General features: G+C 70.7%; 6 protein-coding genes. 3 read left to right on the top strand and 3 right to left on the bottom strand.

Annotated elements, in window-relative coordinates; translation table 11 throughout:
• Positions 1-10,466: non-ribosomal peptide synthetase (locus HUA74_RS24410; RefSeq protein WP_174456473.1), on the top strand; the 10,466-nt coding region annotated here is incomplete at its 5' end.
• On the opposite strand, the gene HUA74_RS24415 is transcribed toward HUA74_RS24410, so the two are convergent.
• From HUA74_RS24415 to HUA74_RS24425, 3 genes are read right to left on the bottom strand one after another with little or no spacing between them, the layout of a single operon-like run.
• Positions 10,432-11,235, bottom strand: a complete 804-nt coding sequence (locus HUA74_RS24415; protein WP_141647753.1) for an outer membrane lipoprotein-sorting protein — start codon at positions 11,233-11,235, stop codon at positions 10,432-10,434. The genes HUA74_RS24410 and HUA74_RS24415 overlap by 35 nt on opposite strands.
• Positions 11,235-12,539 (bottom strand): ABC transporter permease, encoded by a 1,305-nt coding sequence (locus HUA74_RS24420; protein WP_174456474.1) that lies wholly within the window; start codon positions 12,537-12,539, stop codon positions 11,235-11,237. The genes HUA74_RS24415 and HUA74_RS24420 overlap by 1 nt, the downstream gene beginning before the upstream one ends.
• A gap of 3 nt (positions 12,540-12,542) precedes the next feature.
• Positions 12,543-14,588 (bottom strand): FtsX-like permease family protein, encoded by a 2,046-nt coding sequence (locus HUA74_RS24425; RefSeq protein ID WP_174456475.1) that lies wholly within the window; start codon positions 14,586-14,588, stop codon positions 12,543-12,545.
• A 189-nt stretch (positions 14,589-14,777) separates the two neighbouring features.
• On the opposite strand from HUA74_RS24425, the gene HUA74_RS24430 reads away from it, so the two are divergent.
• Together HUA74_RS24430 and HUA74_RS24435 are read left to right on the top strand one after the other, a co-directional pair.
• Positions 14,778-16,274 (top strand): class I SAM-dependent methyltransferase, encoded by a 1,497-nt coding sequence (locus HUA74_RS24430; RefSeq protein ID WP_174456476.1) that lies wholly within the window; start codon positions 14,778-14,780, stop codon positions 16,272-16,274.
• A 171-nt stretch (positions 16,275-16,445) separates the two neighbouring features.
• The gene (locus HUA74_RS24435) at positions 16,446-17,378 is read left to right on the top strand and encodes a fatty acid desaturase (RefSeq protein ID WP_371817304.1); all 933 of its coding nucleotides are present in this window, start codon (positions 16,446-16,448) and stop codon (positions 17,376-17,378) included.
• The last annotated feature ends 1 nt before the right edge of the window (position 17,379 follow it).

Below are 17,379 nucleotides of genomic sequence, written 5' to 3' on the forward strand. Positions count from 1 at the left end.
TGGCCGCCGCACTCGCTCAGCACCACGCGCCTGCCCTCCCTCTCCCCAACCCCACTCCCTCCTCCCTCCCTCCTCGCGCCTCCTTCGCCCAGGAGCGCCTCTGGTTCCTCCACCAGCTCCAGCCGGAGCTTCGCGCCTACAACATCCCCGAGGCCGTGGAGCTGCGCGGTCCGCTCGATGTGCCTGCACTCGATGGCGCGCTGCGGTTGCTCTTGGAGCGCCACCCGGTGCTGCGGACCACGCTCGTCGCGGAGGACGGACGACCGGTTCCTCGACGGGGCTCCATTCCCGTGGAGCTGCTCCAGGTCGAAGACCTTCCGGCGTTGGACGGTGACAGCCCCTTGCTCCACCAGCGGCTGCGCGAAGAAGCGACTCGCGCCATGTCACTGGAGCAGGGACCGCTCTATCGCTTCCGCCTGTTCCGCCTCGCGCCCGAGCATCATGTCCTCCTGCTCGTGCTGCACCACATCGTGGTCGATGGCCTGAGCATCGACATCCTCTTGCACGAGCTGTCCCAGGCCTACGCGGCCCTCGGTCAGCAGCGGATGCCCGCGCTGCCCCAGCTCCCGCTCGACTACGCTGACGTGGCGGCCTGGCAGCACTCAGCCCCTGTCCGGGAGCGCGAAGGCGCCCACCTCGAGTACTGGAAGCACCAGCTCGCCGGTGCTCCCGCTTTCCTATCCCTGCCCACCGACAAGCCCCGGCCCTCTGTCCTCGGAGACACAGGCGCGCTCAGTCGCTTCCACCGACTGTCCCCCGCGCTGGAGCAGGCGCTCACGAAGGTATGCCGCGAGCACCAGGTCACGCCCTTCATGGTCCTCGGCGCGGCGCTCAGCGCGTTGCTGCATCGGCACTCGGGACAGGATGACGTGTCCGTGGGCACGCCGGTCTCCGGCCGTCCCCATCCCGCGCTCGAAGACCTCGTCGGCCTCTTCACCAACACCGTCGTCCTGCGCACGCGGTTCGCTCCGGGGACCACCTTCGCGGAGCTGCTGGCGAGCACGCGGACCACGGCCCTGGAAGCCTTCACGCACCAGGACGCGCCCTTCGAGCGAGTCGTCGAGGCCCTCCAGGTCGAGCGCAGCCTCGCGCACTCCCCGCTGTTCCAGGTGGGCTTCTTCTGGGAGCACGCGGAGAGCACGCTCGCCGACACCTTCCCCGGGCTCCAGGCCCGCCCCATCGTCGTCGACGGACTGAACACCCAGTCCGAGCTGGCCCTCACCGTCACGGAGAGCCCCCAGGGCCACGAGCTGTCCTTCCAGTACAGCACCGACCTCTTCGAGGCGCCCACCATCGAGCGCCTGCTGTCCCACTATGTCCACCTGCTCGAGGACGCACTCGGCGCTCCGAGCCAGCAGGTCGCCCACCTCTCGCTCCTCGATGTCGACGCACGCCGACAGGTGCTCCGCGACTTCAACGACACGCGGAGGGAGTACGATGCGAACGCGACGCTCGTCTCGCTCATCGAAGCCCAGGCGGAGCGCACTCCCGACCTGTGCGCGCTGACCTTCGAGGGACACCACGTCACGTACGGTGAATTGGAGGCACGGGCCAATCAGCTCGCGCGGCACCTCCAGTCACTCGGCGCGGGCCCCGAGGTCCTCGTCGGCGTGTTCCTGGAGCGCTCACTCGAGCTCGTCATCGCCCTGGTGGGCATCCTCAAGTCGGGCGCGGCGTACCTGCCACTGGACCCGGAGCTTCCTCGCGAGCGACTGGCCGGAATGCTCCAGGACGGCGCGGCTCCGGTCGTCATCACTCGTCAGGACCTCGTCAGCCACCTGCCGCAGCACGAAGGACACACGGTCCTCCTCGACGCGGAAACCCCGCGGCTCGCGAGCCTCCCGAACACACGGGTCGCGAGCCGGCCGCACCCGGACTCGCTCGCTTACGTCATCTTCACCTCGGGAAGCACGGGCCGTCCCAAGGGCGCGATGAACGCGCACCGCGCGGTCGTCAATCGCCTGACGTGGATGCACCAGGTCCACGCGCTCGCCCCGGGTGACAGCGTCCTCCAGAAGACGCCGACCAGCTTCGACGTCTCGGTCTGGGAGCTGTTCTGGCCGCTCACCGTGGGCGCGCGGCTGGTGTTGGCGCGGCCGGGTGGACACCGCGAGCCCGCCTATCTCGCGCGGCTGCTGGCCGCCGAGCGCATCACCATCGCGCACTTCGTTCCTTCCATGCTCGGGGCTTTCCTCGAGGAGCCCTGGCAGGAGTCCTTCAAGGACCTGCGCGTGCTGGTGTGCAGCGGCGAGGCCCTCTCCGCGGACCTGGTCCAACGCGCCCACGAGCGGCTTCCCGCGACGGAAGTCCACAACCTCTACGGCCCCACCGAGGCCGCGGTGGACGTGACGCACTGGAGCTGCCGCCGAGGCGACACGCGCACGAGCGTGCCCATCGGTCGCCCGGTGGCGAATACCCACCTCCTCGTCCTCGACTCCTCGGGACGGCCCGTCCCCGTGGGTGTTCAGGGTGAGCTCTTCATCGGCGGCATCCAGGTGGGGCGCGGGTACTGGCGTCGTCCGGAGCTCACCGCCGAGCGCTTCATCCCGGACCCGTTCAGCGACCTGCCCGGCGCCAGCCTCTATCGCACGGGAGACCTGGCCCGCTGGCGCGGCGACGGCACGCTGGAGTACCTGGGCCGCACCGACTTCCAGGTGAAGGTGCGCGGGCAGCGCATCGAGCTGGAGGAGATTGAAGCCACGCTGCGGCGGCTGCCTTCCGTGCGTGACGCCGTTGTCCTGGCACGGGCAACGGCGCACAACGACGCGCGCCTCATCGCCTACGTCGTCGCGCGTGAGGGGCGAGCGGAAGAAGCCGCGACGTCGCGCGCGGCGCTCAAGACCCTGCTCCCCGAGGCCATGGTCCCCTCGGCCTTCGTCGTGCTGGACGCGCTGCCGCTGACGCCGTCAGGGAAGGTGGACCGGAGGGCGCTCACCGCGCTCCCGCTCCCGGAGACCGAGTCCACGAGAGGCGCCAGCGAAGCGCCACCGAAGGGACCGCTGGAGCAGTTGCTCGCGAGCTTCTTCTGCCAGGTGCTCGGCCTGGAGAGCGTCTCTCGCGACGCGGACTTCTTCGCGCTGGGCGGCCATTCGCTGAGCGCCACGCGGTTGGTGTCGCGAATCCGTCAGGCCCTGGGTCAGGAGCTGCCGCTCAAGGCCCTCTTCCTGGCACCCACGGTGGCGGGCGTCGCGCGGGCGCTCTCGGAGCTGGCTCCGGGGCAGGCCCTTCCGCTCCCCGAGCCCCTGCCTCGGAGCGCGGATGCGCCCACCCTGTCGTCGCTCTCGCAGGAGCGCATGTGGTTCCTCCAGCAGATCATGCCCGACTCCGCGTCCCTCGCCATTCCGGAGGCCACCGAGCTGCGTGGGCCGCTGGACGCCGAGGCCCTGGAGTCCGCGCTTGTCTTCATGCTCGAGCGCCACACCGCGCTGCGCTCCACCTTCATCGCCGCGGAGGGTGGGCCGCGGGTGAGCTTCCAGCCCGTACCGCCGCGAGTGCTCGACCGTGAGGACCTGTCGACGGTGGCTGGCGGTGACGAGGCCACGCGGCAGGTCCTCCTGTCCCGATTGAAGGAGGAGTCGGAGCGCCCCTTCCCTCTGGACACGGGGCCGATGTGCCGCTTCCACCTGTTCCACCTCGCGCCGGAGCATCACGTCCTGCTGCTGGTGTTCCACCACATCGTGGTGGACGGCCTGTCCATGGACATCGTGTTGCGCGAGCTGGCGGAGGCCTACGCGGCCTTCGTCGAGAACCGCACGCCGACACTCCGCCCCCTCGCGCTCGACTTCGCGGACGTCGCGGCCTGGCAGCGTTCGCCCGCCCTGGTCGCACGTCAGGACGTCCACCTGGAGTACTGGCGGCGCAAGCTGGAGGGAGCCTCCACCGTCTTGGAGCTGGCCACGGATGTGCCTCGGCACCCCGGGCGCAGTCACGAAGGCGGCTTCACGCGGCACCATCCCCTGCCAGAGCACCTCGCCGAGGCGCTGCGGACGCTGTGCCGCGAGCAGCAGGTCACCCCGTTCATCGCGCTGTACGCGGCCTTCGCCGCCCTGCTCCACCGGTACACCGGCCAGCTGGATTTGTGCGTGGGCACGCCCGTGTCCGGTCGGGTCCATCCGTCGGTGGAGCCCCTGGTCGGCCTGTTCATCAACACCGTGGCGCTGCGCACGGAGATCGCCCCCGAGGCGTCCTTCCTCACGCTGCTGAACCACGCGCGGACCACGGCGTTGGAGGCGTTCGCCCATCAGGAGGTTCCCTTCGAGCGAGTCGTGGATGCCCTCCAGGTGGAGCGCAGCCTCTCTCACGCGCCGCTCGTGCAGGCGATGTTCGAGCTGAACCCCAGTCCCCGTGTTCTCTCGGATGGCTTCCCGGGACTGAAGGCGAACCAGATTCGACTCGGCTCGGCGGCCAGCCTCTATGACGTGATGCTCACCGCCGAGGAGTTCCGCGACCGCTTCGGCTTCTACCTCGAGTATCCCACCGCGCTGTTCGAGGCCGAGAGCGCGGAGCGGATGGTGTCGAACTACGTGAGCCTGCTCGAGGCCGCGCTGCTCGCACCCTCGACTCCCGTGAGCCGACTGTCGCTCTTCACGGAGGAGGAGCGCCGGAAGGTGCTCGTCGACTTCAACGACTTCTCCCTCGCCCGGGACGCACACGACAACGTCGTCTCCCGCTTCGCCGCGCAGGTCTCACGCACGCCGGACGCGGAGGCCCTCTGCTACGAGGGCCAGACGCTCTCGTACCGGGAGCTGCATGCCCGCTCCACCCAGCTCGCCCGCTTCCTGAGGGAGCTCGGCGTGGGGCCCGAGGAGCGCGTCGCCCTCTGCCTGGAGCGCGGCCCCGAGCTCATCGTGTCCATTTTCGCCGTGCTGAAGGCCGGCGGAGCCTACGTGCCGCTGGACCCCGTGCATCCGCCAGAGCGGCTCACCCAGCTCCTCGTCGACTCGGGCGCGCGGGTCCTGGTGACGCGCGAGTCCCTGGGGCACGTCTTCTCCACCGTCCCCATCATGGCCGCGTACGTCGACACCGACGCGGCGGAGATCTCCCGCAAGCCGGTGGAGGACCTGCCACCGCTCGCGGCGGGGGACCAGCTCGCGTACGTCATCTTCACCTCGGGCTCGACAGGTCGCCCCAAGGGCGCGCTTCTGACACATCAGGGCCTGTGCAACACCGCCCTCGCGTTGCTCGACGCGCAAGGGCTCCGGCCCGGCCGGAGGGTCCTCCAGTTCGCCTCCGTGACCTTCGATGGCTCGGTCTGCGAGATCTTCTCCACGCTGCTCTCCGGCGCCACGTTGGTGCTGGCCCCCCGAGAGCGGCTGATGCCCGACCTGCCGCTGCGCACACTGATGCGAGAGCAGCGCATCACCGACTGCGCGCTCACGCCGACGGTCCTCGCCCAGCTCGAAGTCGAGGGACTGGAGCACCTCCAGCTCATCATCTCCTGCGGCGAGCCCCTATCGGTCGAGGTGGCCCAGCGCTGGGCCCCGGGCCGCGCGCTGCTCAACTCCTACGGCCCCACGGAAGTCACCGTGGCCGCCACCATCACGACCTTCCCCGGCCTCGGACAGCCGTCCGGCGCGGCGGCGGACATCACCCGCGTCACCGTGGGCAAGCCCCTGACCAACAACCGCCTCTATGTGCTCGACGCGCGCCTGGAGCCGAGTCCGATTGGCGTGCCGGGTGAGCTGTACGTCGGCAGCATCGGACTGGCGCGTGGCTACCTGGAGCGCCCGGACCTGACCGCCGAGCGCTTCATCCCGAATCCCTTCGCCACCACGCCCGGCGAGCGGCTCTACCGCACGGGAGACCGGGTGCGCTGGCTCGGGGACGGCCAGGTCGAATACCTGGGCCGACTGGACACCCAGCTCAAGATACGTGGCATGCGCGTGGAGCCCGGCGAAATCGAGGCCGTGCTCGCGCGCCACTCGGACGTGCGCGAGGTCGCCGTGGTGCCTCGCGACGACGCGGGCGGCGGCACGCGACTGGTGGCGTTCCTCGTATCCGCCAGCTCCGGCACCCTCGCCCTCGACGAGCTTCGCGCATGGCTGCGTCAGCGCCTGCCCGAGCACATGGTGCCCTCGGCCTTCATTCCCATTGACGCACTGCCCCTCACGACGTCGCGCAAGGTGGACCGCAAGGCGCTGTCACAGCGGGAGCTGCCTCGACAGGAGCTGTCCGCCCTGGGCGACGATGCGCCCCGCGGCGCCACGGAGCTACAGGTGGCGAGCATGTTCCAGGACGCGCTGGGACTGGAGCAGCTCTCCCGACAGGGGAACTTCTTCGAGCACGGCGGACACTCGCTCTCGGCGACCCGACTCGTGGCGCGGCTGCGTCAGGCCTTCGGAGTCGAGCTGCCCCTGTCGGTGTTCTTCGCGAACCCCACCATCGCCTCGGTGGCGGCGTTCATCGACGCTGCGCCTCGCGCGATGCAGCAGGGCCCCACCGTCGTCATCCGGCCGGAGGTGCTGCCCCCGTCGCTCGTCCAGGAGCGGCTCTGGTACGCGCTCCAGCTTCCGCAGGCGCCTCCGTATGTCCTCACGCTCGGCCTGCTGCTGGAGGGCGCGCTGGACGCGGACCGGTTCGAGGAGTCCCTCGCGGCCGTGGTGGAGCGCAACGAGACACTGCGCTCCACGTTCTTCCAGCACGGCGATGCGCTGCGCGTCCGCGTCCTGCCTTCGCGCGCCACGGTCCTCACGCGCGTGGACCTCTCGCACCTGTCCGCCGCGCACGCCCTGGAAACCGCACGCGAGGCCGTGGTGCGACTGGACCGCGAGCACTTCGACCTGGAGCACGGCCCGCTGTATCGCTTCGAGCTGCTGAAGCTGGACGCGACGGGCACGCGCCACGCCGTGGTGATTGCCTTCAGCCACACCGTGAATGACGGCGTGGGCCTGGGCACCTTTGCTGAGGAGCTTGCGACCGCCTGGAACGCCGCGGTCCACGGGCGCACCGTGACGCTGGCTCCGCTGGCGCTCCAGTACACCGACTACGCCGTCTGGCAGCGGCAGCCCGAGCAGCTGCGGCGACTCGAAGAAGGACTCGCGTCGTGGAAGCAGGCCCTGGCGAATGCGCCGCCGCTGTTGGACCTTCCGCTGGACTTCCCGCGCCGCGCGCCCGCGCTCAACGACAACATGCGCGCCGTGGCGGTGTCCCTGTCGGTGGAGCACTCGGACACCATCCGCGCGCTCGCCCGGAGCGAAGGCGTCTCCTCCTTCAGCGTCCTGCTCGCGCTGACGCAGGCGTGGCTGCACCGGCTCAGCGGACAGGCCCACGTCGTCGTCGCCACGCCCTTCTCCGGCCGGGCCACGCCCCAGGTGGAGAGGCTGCTGGGCTACTTCGCCAACGTGCTTCCGCTCTGCACGGACGTGTCGGGCGCGCCGTCGCTGCGGGCACTGCTCGGCCGCGTGCGCGACGTCGTGGCCCACGCCACCACGCACCAGGAAGTGCCCTTCAAGCGCATCGCGGACACGGTGCAGCCGGATGGAGACCGGGCCGCGCCCCGACTCGCGCAGGCGCTGCTCCAGGCGGAGCGTCCCGGACTGCCCGAGCTGGAGGGACTGTCCGTGGCGGAGCTGGACGTCGACGGCGTCATCCCCGCGTATGACGTGGTGGTGAGCGTCACCCTGGGCGATTCGGGCGCGCTGGCGGGCTTCGTCGCCCTGGACGGTGCCCTCTTCACGCCGGAGACAGGGGAGCGCTTCGCGCGCGCCTTCGAGCAGCTCGCCGCCTCCGCCCTGAGCGAGCCGGATGTGTCGCTGCCCCGGCTGTCGATGCTGTCACCGGCCCAGCGCGCCGATGTGCTCGCCGCGCTGGCGGGCCCCTCGCAGGACATCGCGCCGGGCACCTGCATCCACACCCTCTTCGAGGCCCAGGTGCGCCGCACGCCGCACGCACCCGCCGTCGCGCACGGTGACGTTACGTGGAGTTATGCCCAGCTCAACGCTCGCGCCAACCTGCTGGCCTCTCGCCTGCTCGCGCGGGGACTGGTACCCGAGGAGCGCGTGGGCGTGGTGATGGAGCCCTCCACGCAGGCCATGGCGGTGCTGCTCGGCATCCTCAAGGCGGGCGGAGCCTACGTGCCGCTGGACGCGGACTGGCCGGAGCCTCGCAAGCGCGACGTGCTGGAACGCGCCGAGGTGCGCCGGCTGTGGGTGGATGAAAACGTGCTGGAGGCCCACGTGCCGCTCGTCGCGGATGTGGAGGTGGCGCCCCAGCCCGCGGCCGTGACGGATGACCTGGAGCCCGGGCCGCGTCGCGTCCTCGACTCGCAGACGGCGTACATCGTCTTCACCTCCGGCTCCACGGGCGAGCCCAAGGGCGTCATGGTGGAGCACCGCTCCGTGGTGAACCACAACGTCGCCATCGCCAAACGCTTCCGGCTGGTGGAGGGCGACCGGATGCTCCAGTTCGCGCCGCTCACCTTCGACGCCGCCGCCGAGGACCTGTACCCGCCCCTGGCCGTGGGTGGCACGGTGGTGATGCGCAGCGGGCTCGTCCCCGCGCACACGATGACGCCGTATCTGGAGGAGACGGGCATCACCATCATCAGCCTGCCGCCCACGTACATCGAGGAGTGGATTCGGCAGATGGAGGCGCTCGGCCAGCGCGTGCCCGCGCGATTGAAGCTGCTCGCTCCGGGTGGTGACGTCCTCAAGAAGGAGACCTTCGAGGCCTGGGTGCGCGTGGGCGGTGGACACGCGCCGTGGGTGAACGTCTACGGCCCCACCGAGTGCACGATTACCTCCGCCACCTGCGACATCCCCGGTGAGGAGGGCCTGGGCACGGCGGCCACGTTCCCCATTGGCCGGCCCATGCCGCGCGTGTGCTTCTACCTGCTGGACGAGCACCTGGAGCCGGTGCCTCCGGGCCTGCCCGGCCGCGTGTACATCGGCGGAGCGGCGCTGTCGCGCGGCTACCTGCTCGCGCCGCACCTCACCTCCGAGCGCTTCCTGCCGGACCCGTTCTCGTCCACGCCCGGCGCGCGCATGTACCACACGGGAGATTTGGCCCGGCTGCTGCCGGATGGACGCCTGCGCTTCCTCGGCCGCGCCGACCACCAGGTGAAGATTCGCGGCTTCCGCATCGAGCTGTCGGAGATTGAGAACTGCCTGCGACGCCAGCCCCAGGTGCAGGAGGCCGTCGTCGTCGCGCGCGTGTCCTCCGCGGGAACGACATCGCTGTGCGCGTACATCCAGGCGCCCGGCGTCACGCGCTCCGACGTGTTCCGGCAGCACGTCGCCTCCCAACTCCCCGGCTACATGGTGCCCGCCACCTTCGTGGTGATGGACGCGCTGCCCATCAACGCCAACGGCAAGGTGGACCGCAAGGCGCTGCCGGACCCTGACGTGCTGGTGGCTCCCGAGTCGTCCGAGCCCGCCTCCGAATCGAAGCTGGAGACGCCCTTCCGCACCACGCTGGAGATGGTGCTCCAACGACTGTGGAAGGAGGCGCTGGGGCGCGCCGACGTGCAGGCCAGCGACGACTTCTTCGCGCTGGGCGGAGACTCCATCCTGGCCATGCGCCTGTTGGCACGACTGGAGGAGGAGCTGGGCCTGCCGCTGCCGCTGGCCACCCTCTTCCAGAGCCCCACCCTGGGCGAGTCCGCCGAGGCCATCCTCGCGCTCATGCGTGAAGGCCCCCGACGCACCAGCGCGGTGCGGCTGGCGAGTCCCCAAGTGCCGGAGGGCACGCCACTCCTGTTCCTCTTCCACGCGGGCGACGGCGAGGTTCACCACTATCGGGACCTGGTGCCCCGGCTGGAGCCACACTTCCGCTGCTACGGCATCCAGGCCCCGGAGACGCTGGCGTCTGGCCACGGCCACGCGACGATGGAAGCACGCGTGGAGGCCTATACCCGAGACATCCGCGCCCTCCAGCCTCAGGGCCCCTACCGTCTGGTGGGCTTCTCCTATGGCGGCTATCCCGCCCTCGGTGTCGCCGCCGCGCTGGAGGCCCAGGGCGAGACGGTGGAGCTGCTCGGCATGGTGGACACCGCCACGTCCGAGGCCATCCAGGCCGTGGCGCCGTCCTCCAGCGAGGACCCGGTGCTCGTGCTGGCCAGCGAGTTCGGCGTGAGGGACGAGGCGCTGGAAGAGGAGCTGTCCACGATGCCCCGGCCCCAGCAGTGGGAGCACGTGGCCTTGCGCGCCCGCGAGCGAGGCACGGCGGCGCCGCACTTCCGGGGCAGCGACTTCGCTCGCATCTGGCGTGTGCTGGGCGAGGTGCTGACGCCGCAGGCCCGCGCGTGGAGCATCCCGCTGACTCGGGTGCGGCCGCGCCTGCTCACCAGCCGGGCCGTGCGTCAGCAGGTGGGTGACGCGTTCCTGGGTTGGACGCGCCACCTTCCCGCCGAGCACCTGGACGTCGTGGAGCTGGAGGGCGAACACGCCACGGTGCTTCACCCGCCAGAAGTGGACCTCCTGGCGGAGGGGCTCCTCAGCGGAAGCGGCCTTCCAACCAGGTCTTCGTGAAGATGTTGGGGCTGAGTGGCGCCAGCTCCACTTCGTCGTAGCGCACGGTGAGCTGGGTGCCCTCGGCCTCTTCCACCTCGAGCACCTCGCGCATCAGGAACACCGGCCGGTTGTCCGCGGCCGGGTCCTTGATTTTCTGGTAGCCGCGAATGATGTCGGTGCGCAGGGTGCGGCCCGAGGGCGCGTAGCCCACGCGCTTGACGATGTTGAAGTCGGGGTCCACCCAGATGCGCAGCTGCGGGAAGGACGCCTCCATGCCCGGCCGCACCTTGAGGAACAGCTTGCGGAACTTCGTGCCCGCCGCCGCCTCCTCGCCCTCGTCCTGCACCTCGTAGGTCTCCAGCAGGTGCGAGCGGTCGAAGTCCTCTTCACAGGAGATGGTGTTGACGATGTTGCCGCGCGACGTGGTGCGCTGCCAGTGGCCCACGGACGGGTCGTACTCCCACAGGTTGCGGCCGATGCGCAGGTATCCGCCACCCGCCATGTTGCGCGGCTTGGTGATGTAGATGAGCAGGTCCCGCGAGGAGTCGCGGCGGAACACCAGCATCTCCAGGAGCGCCTCCGAGCCGTCCTTGCGCTTCTCGCGCAGGCGCACCGTGCTCTTGAAGTCGCTCTTGAGCGCCATGCGCTCGTCCACGCGACGAATCACGTCCTCCGCGGACAGGGCGGCCTTCGTCTCCGGCGGTTTCGGAGCCTTCTCCTCGGCCCCGGCCAGGGGGGCGAGCACGACGGCGAGCAGGACGGCGAGACGGCGGACGGACGTCGGCATCACAGGGCCTCCATGGCGGACCGCGGGGTCAGCGAAGCGGCACGCGCCGCGGGAACGATGGTGGCAAGCCCCGCGCCGATGGTGACGAGCACCACCGACAGCAGGCCCAGTCCCAGGCTGGGCGCCAGGGGCAGCGTGCCACTGAAGAACAGGTTGGAAATCTCACCCTGCAACGGCACCGCGCCGCGCAGCGCCACGCACAGGCCCGAGGCCAGCACGGCGCCCAGCGTCGAGCCCACCAGCCCCAAGAGCAGCCCCTCCATGAGGAACAGGGCCACCAGGCTCCGGCGATGCATACCCATGGCGCGCAGCGTGCCAATCTCCCGCGTGCGCTCCCGCACCGCGACGCTGAGCGCGACGAACAGGCCAATCACCACCAGCACCAGCACCACCGCGCTCACCAGCACCGCCAGCGCGGCCAGGCCCAGCGTGACGAAGGACAGGAAGGAGGACTCGTCCTCCCAGGTGCTGACGTCCAGCCGCTGTCCGCGCCAGCCCTCGCGCAAGAGGGGCATCTGCTTCTCCGCGTAGGACTCGTTCGTGGCGGGGAGCACGTCGAAGCCCGCGCCGCGCAGCGACTCGCGCAGCGTGTCCCCCAGCGCGTCCACGTCCACCGGCGTGTCACCGCACACCAACTGCAACACACCCGCGGAGCCCGGCTTGTAGCCGTCCAGCTCGCGCAGCGTGTCGTTGGAGACGAGCAGGCCCGCGGACTCGCCCAAGAGGCCCGCCTTCTCGGTGATGGCCACCACCTCCACGTCCAGCGCGTTGCGGCGACCTCCCCCCACCGGCTGCGCGAAGAGGGTGGCGATGTCGCCTGGCTTGACCTGGAGGCGCTCGGCCAGCGTGGTGGAGATGGCCAGGGTGCGCGGCCGGGCCAGCGACTCCAGGCTGCCGGACGCCACCCGGAAGCGCTCCAGCGCCCCGCGCTCTCCCACGACGTCCATGCCCACCAGGAAGGAGCCCGTGCGGCGACGGCCCGCGCCCGCCAGCGCGAAGCTGCGGCCACGCTCGCGCACCGAGCAGCCCTCCGGGACGCTCTTCGCCAGTACGCCTCGCACCTTCGCCGCGTCGCCCACCACCGGGGCGATGGAGTCCGGGTGCACCTTGAAGAAGCCGCCGACATTCAGGTCGCCACTGATGAACGTGGTGATGGCCTCGCGCTGGGCCGCGGCCACTCCCGCTGACAGCGACGACACGGAGACGATGACGCCGCTGGCCGCGGCGGCGATGCCCAGCAGCAAGAGCGCCCGCTCCCGGTGGGCGAAGAGGTTGCGCAGGGCGAGTTGGATGAGGGAGAGCATGGGTCAGTCCTCCCTCTTGCGCATCGCCACGGCGGGAGGCACCGAGCTGCCGCGCCACGCGGGCACCAGGGACGCCACCACCACCACGCCCACCACGCCCAGCCACACCGCCGCGCCCTGCCCCAGGGACAGCCGAGGCATCAGCACCGGGCCGCCCATGAAGAACTGGAGGGACTCGTCCGTGACGCCGATGCCGTCTCCCATCGTCCCGAACAGCAGCGCCGCGGCGATGGCCAGGCCCACGCCCGCGCCCAGCCCGCCCAGCAGCAACCCCTCGGTCAACAGCGAGCCGAAGACGTCGCTCCGCTGCATTCCCACCGCGCGCATCGTCCCCACCTCACCCACGCGCTCCTGCGCGAGGAGCAGCAGCGTGCCGGCGGAGACCAGCACGACGAACAGACACAACATGACGGAGAAGCCGAGCAGCACCACCCGCGTCAGGCCCACCACCTCGCTGACGAAGCCGCCCGCCGCCTCCCAGTCCACCGTCGTCAGCGGCACCGACGCGCTCGTCGCCCGCTGGACGACGTCCAGGGCCACCGCCTCCGGGTTCGCCTCCGGCGTCACCACCACGGCGGCCTGGAGCACGCTGCCTCCGCGCAGCTCCGTCGCGGAGAACGTCTCCGGCCAGGCGCGGGCACGCGGGAAGTCGGGCACCTCCGACGAGGGCTTCTCCGGCGTTTCGACCTCCACCACGGTGGCCGGCTTGAGCAGGTTCACCTCCGACTCCGGCAGGAAGTCCAGGCCGAGCGACTGGGCGTCGCGCTTCGCCTCCTCCATCAGCTCCGGCGACAGGCGGCCCGACAGGTAGCGCGCGCTCACCAGGTCCATGAGGCTGAGCGTGTTGACGCGGCTGGAGTCTCCGCCGAGCCCCCGGAAGCGGTACGTGCCCCAAATCTTGAGCGGCACACCATTGACGAGTGAGTCCAGGCCCTTGAGCACCACGGTGTCCCCGGGCTTCACGCGGTACAGCGGCAACAGCGGCGCCAGCTCCGCATAGAAGAGCTGGTGACGCGTGGCGAAGTTGGCGTCATCCAACTTCAGGAACTCGCGCCACAGGGCCTCCGCCTCTCCGGGGTGTCCCAGCACGCGGGTGAGCACCGCGCGCGCGGCGTCCGAGCGCTCCGCGTCCACGCGCGCCAGCAGGTCCGGCAGCTCCGCCGACGCGCGGTCCACCAGCGTGCGCAGCCGCTCGTCCTCCGCGAGCAACGCGCCCCGGTCCAGCTCCCGCTTCAGCTCATCCAGCCGCGCGGCGACCGGCAGCTTGAAGCGCTGCTCGTACAGGCCGTGCCCCAGGAGCAGGCCCCGGTGTCCCGGGGGTGGCAGCGTGCCCGTCACCAGCTCGAAGCGGGGGAAGGCGCGGACGAACTGATTCAAGTCGCTGCCCAGGTACTCGAGGTCGATGGATTCGCCCTCGCCCACCTGCCGGGCGACGTGGTTCTCCAGGTATTCGAGCGCGGCGAGCGGCTGGGCGCCGAAGCGCTCCCAGAAGGCGGGCGTCGTCGCCTCCTCCAGCGCCGCGCGGTCCATGCGCGCCTCGTCGGCGGTGAGGAAGGCCTCCGCCTGCCGGTCCGCGTCACGCGCCACTTCCAGCAGCGTGCGTTGCAGGTCCGCCGCCAGCCTCGCCAGCCGGGCGTCGCGCTCCGGCGAAGGGGGCTGACGCGCCACGGCACGCGCGGTGGAGAGCTTGTCGTCCAGGTAGTTGCCCCGAAACGTGGCGCCCATGCCCACTTCCAGCGGCACGACGTCGCTCACCCCGGGCGTCTCGCGCACGCGGGCCTCGGTGGCGGGATAGTCGGGCAGCGGCACCAGCACGGGTGCGCCCGTGGGCCCCGTCACCACCACGGCGGACTCGGTGGACTGGGAGTTGTAGACGAGGAAGTGGCCCGCTCCACTCTCGATGACGCTGCGCTGGGTGCCCTCGGAGATGCCCGCCACCATCGCGAACCCCAGGGTGAGCAGCAGCGCGGAGCCGAGCGCCAGCAGGGCCACCACCCAGCTCCGAGGTCGGGCCACGACGCTCTGGAGCGCGAACGACAGCAACGTCACTGGAGACTCCTCGCGATGCGGACCCTGCACACTCGCCCCGGCGGGGCGGGCGGCGTCCTCGACCGGACGTGGAGGCCGGACGATAGAGAACCCCTTGGAGCGATACAAGCCACACGCCCTGGATGGTTGCGCGACGCGAGAAGGACAGACCAAGCTGCACGCCGCCTCCTCCCTCTCCCGAGACAGCGCATGACGGCCTCCCCCAGCCCCTCCCTCGCGCAGTCACTCCACTTCTGGGCGCGCAACGCCGCCAACGAGTCAGCGCTCCTGAGAGCCTCCCTGCGCCTGGGCCTCTTCGACGCACTTCCGGTGCAGGGCAGCTCCACTCCGTGTTCCCTCGAAGCACTCGCCACCGCCACGGAGACCTCCGCCCGAGGACTGCGGGCCCTGCTCGAGCTGCTGGTGTGTCTGGGTTACGTCTCCCAACGGGATGACGATGACGCGCGGCGCTTCGCCCTGACGCAAGGCGCGGCGGCATTCCTGCGCGACAGCGCCTTCCTCCAGCGGCTCGAGGCCGAGCAGGACTGGGGGGGCCCGGTGGCCCTGCTCGACGAGGCGGTGAAACACGGCGAGCCCGTGCAGCACGCGGGAAAGCGCTGGGACGTGCTCGGACACTTGCGCGCGCTGTTCCTGGAGGCCGCGGCGCCCGCTTCCAGCACGGAAGCGGAGGACTTCTTCGACCGCTTCGCCCGGAGCGGCGCGCGCACGCAAGTGCTCATCACCTCCGGGCGGCTGGGCCTGCTGGAGCTGCTCGCGTCGGCACCGCGCACGTTGCCGGAGCTGGGCGCGGCCACGTACCTGAGTACGGGCGGGCTGCGCGTCGTGGTGGAGGTGCTGGAGAAGCTGGGCCTCGCGACGCGGGAGGGCGAGGCCTTCGGGTTGAGCGCGGAGGCGCGGAGGCTGCTGGACGGCAAGGCGCTGGCGTACATGGTGCGCTCGCTGAGCGTGTCCGCGCAGTACACGGAGGCGCTGGAGCGCCTGGACGAGACGGTGCGCGAGGAGCGCTTCATCCTGGACCTGAAGGACCCGGAGGTGAGCCGACGCTTCTACGCGGACAACTCCAACCAGATTACGGCGGTCTTCGCGTCGCACTTCCAGCTCAGTCGCAAGGCGGCCACCACGCTCTCGAAAGCGCACCCGCTGGAGGGCGCGTCAGTCTTGGACATCGGCACGGGCTCCGGCGTGTGGGGCGCGGCCTTCGCACGCGCGACGCCGACGACCCACGTCACCTACTTCGACCAGGCGGTGGTGCTCGAGCAGGTGCGCGCAAACCTGGAGCGGCTCCAGGTGGCGGACCGGGCGCGCTTCTGGCCCGGGGACTTGTTCACCCACGACTTCGGGGAGGCCGCCTTCGACGTCATCATCCTGCCCCAGGTGCTCAACGTCCTGAGGCCGGAGAGCCTGCCCGGCCTGTTCGCGCGCGTGGCCCGGGCCCTCAAGCCCGACGGCGTGCTGCTCATCGCCGAGTACGTGCTCAACGAGCGCCGTGACGGCCCCCTGGACCACCTGTACTTCGGCCTGCGTCGGTTCATGACCAACGAGGGCGACCTGCTGTCCGCCTCCGAGTACGCGCGGCTGCTGGAGGCGGTGGGCCTGTCCTCTTCCGTCTGCATCCCCCTGCCCACGCAGGAGATGATTTTCGCCGCGCGCCCCGGGGTGAACCTGCCCACGCGGCTGGCGGACTGAGCACGCACCGCGTCACGGGCCTTCCACCCAGGGCCTGTCCCCGTGGGAATCCGGGCCGCTCGCTTGCTCGTCGCGCGGCACCCCGACTAGCGTCGCTCCTCCCTCGCGTTCGAGTCAGACCCCTGAAAGGTCCCGATGCGCGCCGTGCCGAAGGTGGACAGTCCAGGCTCCGTGGCCTTGCCCGAAATGGGCGAGCGCGGTGCGTCCATCGCCACGAAGCTGCGCGGTCGGTTCGCCCGGCGGGTCGCCTCGCTGGGCTACCACTCGCACTCGTTGCCGGCGGGCGTGGGACACCTCCTCTTGCACGTGGGCCTGGCGGCAGCCGCGGCCCTGGGCACGGCGCGGTTGATGGCGGACCACCCCTTGGCGGGCTGGGTGCTCTACCCGCTGGCGGCCTTCTTCATCGGCACGCGCTTCCGAGCGCTGGGCAACATGCTGCATGAGGCCTGTCACGGCATGTTCGTGCGCGGCAAGCGCCGCAACCGCGTCTTCGGCCACCTGCTGGCCGTCATCGACCTGACAGCGCTGGAGCCGTACACGCGCGAGCACTTCACGCACCACCTGCACCTGGGTGACGCACAGAAGGATTTGGACTTCGCTTCCCGGCGCCGCTTCGGCTTCGCGGAGGCGGACCGGCCGTTCGTGAAGGACCATCTGCTGCGGCCCCTGTCGCTGATGCACCTGCCCGCCTTCCTGCGGCCCGTGTTCTTCCACCGCACGGACCCGTGGGCGGTGACACTCACCCGGTGGGCCTTCCTCGCGGGGCTGGTGGCGCTGGCGCAGTGGGGCATCGGCTGGAAGGCGTTCGCCCTCTTCTACGCGCTGCCGTACCTGGTGCCGTATCAGGTCATCCGCTACTGGTCGGACGCGGTGGACCACGCGGGCGTCATCGGCTCGCCGGACGAGTTCCACCGCTCCCGCAACCACGTCTTCGCGTGGGGCTGGCTCAACCGGGTGCTGTTCCCCCGGCATGACCAGTACCACCTGACGCACCATCTGTTCCCCGCCGTGCCCACCGCGTTCCAGGGCCGCGTGCACCAGATGCTGATGGAGGACGCGGACTACTCCGCCCGCGACCACTCCTTCGCCGCGCTGCTGCGGTAGC

Origin of the sequence: Myxococcus sp. CA051A (assembly GCF_013336705.1) — a bacterium.
Taxonomy (GTDB): domain Bacteria; phylum Myxococcota; class Myxococcia; order Myxococcales; family Myxococcaceae; genus Myxococcus; species Myxococcus llanfairpwllgwyngyllgogerychwyrndrobwllllantysiliogogogochensis.